General features: G+C 57.2%; 6 protein-coding genes and 3 pseudogenes. 6 read left to right on the top strand and 3 right to left on the bottom strand.

Translation table 11 applies throughout. The annotated features are described in order from the left end of the window. Positions 1-672: 672 nt before the first annotated feature. The gene (gene panD / locus DPM35_RS31955) at positions 673-1,101 is read left to right on the top strand and encodes an aspartate 1-decarboxylase (protein ID WP_112131458.1); all 429 of its coding nucleotides are present in this window, start codon (positions 673-675) and stop codon (positions 1,099-1,101) included. A 287-nt stretch (positions 1,102-1,388) separates the two neighbouring features. Beyond that, the gene (locus DPM35_RS33210; RefSeq protein ID WP_112131457.1) at positions 1,389-1,823 is read left to right on the top strand and encodes a GNAT family N-acetyltransferase; all 435 of its coding nucleotides are present in this window, start codon (positions 1,389-1,391) and stop codon (positions 1,821-1,823) included. A 247-nt stretch (positions 1,824-2,070) separates the two neighbouring features. Here DPM35_RS33210 and DPM35_RS31945 read toward each other — a convergent pair. After that, positions 2,071-2,175 (bottom strand): annotated as a pseudogene (locus DPM35_RS31945) (IS630 family transposase); the annotation flags it as partial. A 1,184-nt stretch (positions 2,176-3,359) separates the two neighbouring features. Between DPM35_RS31945 and DPM35_RS31935 the strand changes: the two are divergent. The 3 genes and pseudogenes from DPM35_RS31935 to DPM35_RS33415 all read left to right on the top strand — a co-directional run. Continuing rightward, a pseudogene (locus DPM35_RS31935) lies at positions 3,360-4,339 on the top strand (IS110 family RNA-guided transposase); the annotation flags it as partial. A 373-nt stretch (positions 4,340-4,712) separates the two neighbouring features. Further along, positions 4,713-4,823, top strand: coding sequence for a recombinase family protein (locus DPM35_RS33420; protein ID WP_112131455.1), 111 nt, complete (start codon positions 4,713-4,715; stop codon positions 4,821-4,823). A 3-nt stretch (positions 4,824-4,826) separates the two neighbouring features. Further along, positions 4,827-5,117, top strand: a complete 291-nt coding sequence (locus tag DPM35_RS33415; protein ID WP_112131454.1) for a recombinase zinc ribbon domain-containing protein — start codon at positions 4,827-4,829, stop codon at positions 5,115-5,117. Between the two features lie 269 nt (positions 5,118-5,386). Here DPM35_RS33415 and DPM35_RS31915 read toward each other — a convergent pair whose 3' ends face one another. Then, entirely contained in the window at positions 5,387-5,578 is a 192-nt protein-coding gene (locus DPM35_RS31915; protein ID WP_112131453.1) for a hypothetical protein, read from the bottom strand. A 404-nt stretch (positions 5,579-5,982) separates the two neighbouring features. On the opposite strand from DPM35_RS31915, the pseudogene DPM35_RS31910 reads away from it, so the two are divergent. Next, positions 5,983-6,732: pseudogene (locus tag DPM35_RS31910) on the top strand (IS110 family RNA-guided transposase); the annotation flags it as partial. 28 nt (positions 6,733-6,760) lie between these two features. Here the strand turns inward: DPM35_RS31910 and DPM35_RS31905 are convergent. Continuing rightward, a partial coding sequence (locus DPM35_RS31905; RefSeq protein ID WP_181592253.1) for a transposase occupies positions 6,761-7,027 on the bottom strand: 267 nt, incomplete at its 5' end.

The raw sequence follows: 7,027 nt of genomic DNA, 5'->3' as shown, positions 1-7,027 counted from the left end.
CCCGCCCGCCCTCGGCGATCGCAATCGCGTGCTTGGCTTTCGGCACGTCGCCACCGACGTAAAATGGATTATCTTGCTTCATGGCCGTCGTCCCTTTGCTTGAGGCGCGGCTCCGCACTGCCGAAGCAACCCTCGTTTGCTTTACAGCTGCAAAGTCTAGAGACGGGCCACCGCTCACACCACGGTCATAACGTCTGATGCGATGACAGGCTCCTGGGTGCTGGCGCGTTGGAGATGCCGGCCGGTAGCAGTTGTTGCTTTGTCGGGTCCGCGACAGACGCTTGTTGAAGTGATCACGGCTTTGGTCTGAAGCTAAATACCTGAAAATCCGGTCGCAAACTTTGTCGCTGGACGCGAACAGCCACTGGCATGAGACTTGCGGCGGTGGTGGCGAGGCTGAGGGACCTGTTGTGCCAGCATCGCAATCAGCCGAGGGAAAGGAACGAGTTAGGTCAGCGACTGATCTTATCCTGGGAAAAGGCCGACCGTAGACCGGCAGCAATGTTTTCGGCTCATGAGACCAAGCTGGCGATGATGACGACGATTTCTGTCGGCGTTGCCGATCCATCTTGACAGCCCGATTGGACTTATCGCGGCACATCGATTGCCCGTGGGACCAAGGCACCGCAGTCACTCGTCAGAGCACTCCATAACTAAAAAGGAAATCAACAGATGAAAAAGATAGTTGCCGCCAAGCTTCACGGCATCACTGTAACCGACGCGGATCTTAACTACCACGGCTCAATCACCTTAGATCCAGATCATTGTGAGAAAGTTGGTATCTTTCCTCTCGAATTCGTTGAAGTCTGGAATAAGGCTTCGGGCACCCGTATTAGCACCTACGTCATTTACGGCGAGAGGGGTTCTCGCTGCTGTGTGTTGAACGGAGCCGCTGCTCGCACTTGCCAGCCTAGAGATGAGATAATCGTGTGCTCCACCGTGTACATTGAGGAGAACCAGATCGCAAATATTAAACCGCGAGTACTGATGTTTAACTCCGACAATTCTGTGCGTGAGTGCTTGTTCTATGACGTTGGAACCAAGGACGACGGAACGATGACGTTCGCGGTTCACGAAGGTTTGCCTAATGAAGTCACCTAGAATCTCGACTCAGCATCGACAGCAACCGGGTGCGTGCGCGTGAGTGGCAGATGTGTTCCGGCCGCCATCGACTGGCCTTCGAGCTTGACTGTCCGGACGCGTCATTCCCAGTTCGCCACCGGGCCTTCGGAGTGCGAACATGAAGCCAGAGCATTCTTCGACAATCTAAGTGTTAGGGGAGAACGCACCGTCCCAAGCGCCGGACTTTGTACTGCGCCCATCTAGGTCGCAGCCGCACGCTATGGCTGCAGGCAAGACCAACACCTGTTGAAGGGAGACAAATTACTGTGGATACATTCCTAGAGATTCGAGAACAGCCGGACGAATCAGAGCGACAAGTCATCTTGGACGCTCTAGATGTTTACAACGCAAGGGTGGCCGTTCCTTACAGTCCCCGGGCGATTGCAGTACTAATTAAGGATCCGAGGAACGGCCATACGACAGGCGGCCTTTGGGCAAGGTGCTACTATGATTGGCTGAACATAGAATTGATATTTGTGCCAGAGCAATTGCGTGGTCAGAAAATCGGCAAGCGATTGGTAAGATCTGCAGAGCATTGGGCCTGTCAACGAGGATGTGTTGGAGTGTGGCTAGACACTTTCGAATTTCAGGCGCCGGCGTTCTATAGATCTCTCGGATACGAGACATTCGGTCAACTGCACAACTATCCACGCGGCTTCGGACGATATTTCCTTCAGAAGGTATTTTACACGAGAACTTAGCGCCGGCGGCATTAAAGGCGTTCAACCAGTTCGCGGAAGGACGCAGGGGAATCTGGACCGGCTGGGCCCATGGATCGAGCTCGCAGGAGCCGAACGCCGAGCTTGGCTGGCCCGGATCGTCCCGAAATATCCGGTGCAAGAGCAAACTCGCTCAAGTTCTTTGACCATGTCTGCGCCGCGCTAGCCGTGAGCCTTCAGGAGGTTGTCCCATTCGGCCCCGACCGCATCGAGGCTGGAGGCGAGGCGGCCCCTGCGGGCGCGGCGCCAGTTCGTCGATCTTTGCCCGCTCAATCCAGCGGATCGCGCGGGACACTCCCACGCCGAACCGCGCCGCCGTTTGACGCGCCGACATGCCCTCGTCCGAAGCCTTCAAGATCCACACCGAAGATACACACTGCTCTTCCAATCGTCGTCAACCTCCATCGAGATGGATGTTGAATCAGCACAAAACGCAGCCATCACATCACAATCAATTCATCGATCACAGGACGCGCTCTAGGTCAACTATCAAGGTATGTAGTATCATCTGTAACAAAACTCCTTAGAAACAGTAATGTATCGCGCTGTCAGAAGGCATAAGCATGACGTCAAAAAGAATTACTGGCCTTGATGTTTCAAGGTACATCAGCTCATTCCACACGGCGAGTCGTCACCGTGGAATGGAATTCGAAGTCGGTGACGACTTTGATGAGTATATAAATATTACAAAAATCATAGTTGGCAAAGCGCCCACCTATCCAAACTTCCGACCGGATTGTTCATGGCTTGAGTCAGGCCGCGCGTTCTGGATAGTCGGGCGAGATCGATCTGGTCAAGTAGCTCATGTTCAGGCGCTGCGGATGGACGACCTAAGGTCCACGAACCTGGCCGAACATCTTGAGTCTTTGAAGGGCTGCTACGCTCATCCAAAGAGCATGACCAGCTCCGATTCATCATGTGCTTGCCACGCCCCAGCCGCTCGGCAGATTGCCGGAATCGTAGTATATCACGGTGACTTATGGCTCCGTGACGATTTTAGGGGGCAGGGCTTTCCAAGCGCGCTCGCAGGCATTGCTTTTGGGTTGGCCTGGGCGAAATGGTCGCCCGACTTTATATATGCCCTTGTCCCGGGATGGATCATCGAGAAGGGAGTGGCAGAGCAGTACGGTTACCTTAACAGAGAACCGCGCGGGTCCGTCTTGCGCTTAAGTAACCTAGGAATTGAAGACGATGATTGGCTGATTTGGTTGACTAAGAACGAACTGTCCGGGCTAATTAGGCGGACGTTAAACGCAGACGAGTATATTTAGTCGCTAGTGTAGATGCGATCTGATACGTAGTCAGTTACTGATTATTTCGTACAGCGTGAACAGGCACGCTGCTTTCTCCTGGGCCGGCGACCTCCCCTCTGCGACAACGCTGGGAAAATCTGCAGGACGCACAGTTCTGATGGAAGACCGTATGTCCGCCTCTGCCGGTGAGGTGTCGCGCCCTACACTGCGCGTCCGAGGGTTGCTCGGGCGGGCCGAGCCGATCCTCATCACAGGAGGACGAGCCGTGGAGGATTATAGAGAAGCATTTGTTGGAATCGATGTTGCGAAGCTGAAGAACGCTATCGCGATTGCGGAGGCAGGCCGGGAGGGAGAGGTTCGCTTCTTTGGTGAGGTGGATGCGTCGGCTCCCGCCATGCGGCGGGTCATCGGCCGGATCGGCAGCCGCTTTGATCACGTGCATCTCTGCTACGAGGCTGGGCCGACCGGTTACGGCCTTTATCGGCTGATCCGGTTGCTCGGGCACGAGTGCACCGTGGTGCGCCGTCACTGACCCAAGAAAGCCTGGGGATCGGGTAAAGACGAACCTTCATGATGCTATCTCACTCGTCCGGCTATTGCGGGCCGGCGAGCTGACCGCGGTGCGGGTTCCCGACGAAGACCACGAAACGATGAGGGACATCGTTCGCGCTCGGGCAGCAGCGGTCGAGACGCTGCGCGTGCACCGCCAACAAGTGAGTGCCTTTATGTTGAAGCATGGTCGGTTTTGCCCCCGGAAGACGAGCTGGACGATGCGCTATCTACGCTGGCTGCAAGAGCAGCGTTTCGATCATCCCGCACATCAGATCGCGCTCCAGGAAATGGTCGAGGCGGTGCGCGTCTCGAAAGAGCGGGTCGAACGCCTGGAGCGCACGATCGAGGAATTCATCCCCGCCCTGGTCGCTGGCGCCACTCGTGCGAGCGCTGCAGGCGTTGCGTGGAGTGAATCTGATCATCGCTGTAACGTTCGACACGGAAGTTGGTGACGCGAGCCGCTTCGAGAGCCCGCGGCAGCACATTCGCTATCTTGGCCTCATGTCTAGCGAGCGATCGACCGGAGAGACGATCAGGCGCGGCGGTATCACTAAAGCAGGAAACGGCCGCGCCCGGCACATGCTGGTCGAGAGCGCCTGGACCTATCGGCATCCACCGAAGACCGGAAAGATCAAGCTATACCACTTGGAGCAGGCACCGCAGCGCGTGCGTGAGATCGCATGGAAGGCCCAGGTCTGTTGATGGCTTTTCAAAAGCGCGGCTAAACGACGACAAGAGTTTGGTGCTTGTGGACGGAACACAAAGGCGGCCTTTGCAGCCGCCGATTGTCGAGGATGTGTGGTTCAGAACGAGGACGGTGTGACTGCAAATGAGCGCCTGGTGAGCGACATTGCGAGCAAGTGTCGATTTCCCGACGCCGTTGGGGCCGATAAAGACGATGTTGGCGGCATCGTTCGCGAGCCGGCGAGACGATCGCTTGGAAATGTCCATATGGCTATCGCCGTATTGCGCGTTCCAGCGAGCGAGCAGCCCATCTCGAAATCTTTGAGCCGGAAGCGGCGATCGTGCAGCGCATCTTTCGAGACCATGTCGAGGCGGACTGTCGATGCGACAAATCACCCGCCAGCTTTCTCAGGAGCATATCCCTACGGCAAACGGCAAAGCCGTTTGGGGAACCTCTACCATTGGACGCCTGCTGCGCAACGAGGCATACTAGGGCGTGCTATTACAACCGAACGGCGTCCGTCTCGGATCGGCGTTTAGCAAAGAGAGCTCGCCAGATCCGCCGCCCGCACAGCGCATCAGCTATGACAACTCCAAATGGAGCCCGCGTCGCACTGGATCCGGTCACTGGCTCCTTCGCGGACTCGTCAAATGCGGGCACTGTGGCATAAGCGTATCTTGGCACAAGATGCGCGGCCGCAATGGCACCTTCCACTATTATTACTATTGCCGCAATCATGATCCTCTTAGGGCGAAAGGGGAGTCAGCGCCGATGCCCGGAGCGTAATATTCGAGCCAACGAACTCGACGCTTTCGTCTTTGAGCAGGTGCGTGACACGATGCTACGCCCGGATGCGCGGCGACAACTACGGTGGCCGGTCTCCATAATCGCCGCGCTACAGCCCGGACGTGCTCCTCACGGGAGAAGCAGCCTTGTCAAGCCAAAGCGAGACGGCAGGTGATGAGCTGCTTGATGCCCAAATTGCTCGAGCAAACCGCAACTCAACGCGGTCGCCGCCGAACGCCGCCGCGTGGCCGATCTCTATCAAGCAAATTTCATCGCACCTTGACCTTCTGCGTCGCGGCAAGGAATTGGAAGTGCGGTGCCATGTCCTCGAGGAACAAAGACAGGCATTGACCACCCAACGCAAACAGCTTGCTCAACGCAATAGGCTGAGACAACGCCTCGAGAGTTTCGCTGACCGAGTCCGGGAAACCATCGATCAACTGGATTTCGACCAGCGCCAAAAACTTCTACGCCTCGTCGTCGACGACGTCCGGGTCGAGGGATGGCAGGTCGAAATCAGGTTCCGCATACCGATAGACACTCCTCCCTCTGGGCCACCGGGAAAGCGAGTGTCCAGCAAAGACTGTTTGTGTTCCCTTCATGGAGATGAACGGTGAGAGCTACAGGCGCCGCGAGGCCATGGAGCGAAAGCGTGGCCCGGGACGCCCCGCGTCCTATGCCACACCCACCAACAGCGTCGCAGACAAACCCTCTTGCGCGCGACAATCAATGCCGCGATCATCACCTCCGCCGCGACACCAGATTCTCATCCAGATTGATGGTGTGGAACGGCCCCGCTACCGACAGCATCTAGGTGCTAAAACGTGGTCGTTGCGAGCAACGCCACAAGGAAGGGAGCCGTTCCGTGAAGCAGCACCGGCCTGGATTGGCCAAGAACGTTTTTCAAATTCATGGCGCCGACGCCGAAGGCGCACCGATTTTCAATCGCAAACTGCGTCGAGCCGAGTTGCTGGGCTTTTTCGAAAAGCTTCCGCGCCGAAGCGATCAGCGAAGCCGTCACCCGCAAGACCATGCGTTTCGTTCCGATCAAATCGGCTGATCAACAAGCGGCGGCCAGGTGCTGAGGACGCGCGCCCTTTTGGTCCGCCAGCAAACTCAGGCGATCAACGCGCTTCGCGGGCATTTGTCGGAGTTGGGCGTTATTGCCGCCCTCGGCACGGCTAAAGTGGCTGCGTTGATTGAGATCGTACGGGACGAGGAGGACGTTTGCCTGCCAAAAGCCGCTCGACTGGCTTTGGCTGAGATCGCGGATCAGATCGAGGCGCTGACGCGTCAAATCGACAAGCTCGAACGAGGGATCGTCGGCGAGGCGAAGCGCGAGGAGGACATGCGACGGCTGACCACAATTCCGGGCGTCGGAGCGATCACGGCGGCTTCCGTCAAAGCGCTGATCCCGGATCCCGGCGGGTTCAAATCCGGCCGTCACTTCGCCGCCTGGCTGGGACTGACGCCAAAGCCTCATTCGAGCGGCGGCAAGGAGCGGCTCGGCGGCATATCGAAAATGGGCAACCCGACGCTCCGCTCGCTGCTCGTTTGTGGCGCGACGTCGGTCTTGCGGCGCGTTAAGGGAAACGACAAAGCGCTGCGATGGCTAGTTCAGCGTTTCCAAGAATTGAATCATATCAGGCGGCTTCGGCGAGTTTGTAGGACCAAGTGTGAATGACGGGATGGCGGTTGAGGTCCTCGATGCCTGCCATGATGCGCTGCTTGAGCTCGTGCTTGGATGCCACCCGGATGTGGCGCAGGACGGATCGGGCGAACTTTGAGAAGAAGCCCTCGATGAGGTTGAGCCAGGAGCCGTGCTTGGGTGTGAACGTGAACTCGAAGCGACCAGGCGGTTGGGCGGCAAGCCAAGTTCTGGTTTCTCTCGATATGTGTGCGGAATGATT

This window comes from Mesorhizobium atlanticum (assembly GCF_003289965.1).
GTDB classification, from domain to species: Bacteria; Pseudomonadota; Alphaproteobacteria; order Rhizobiales; family Rhizobiaceae; genus Mesorhizobium; species Mesorhizobium atlanticum.
The sequence above is the reverse complement of the archived record's forward strand: the minus strand, read 5'-3'. Positions and strand labels throughout refer to the sequence as shown.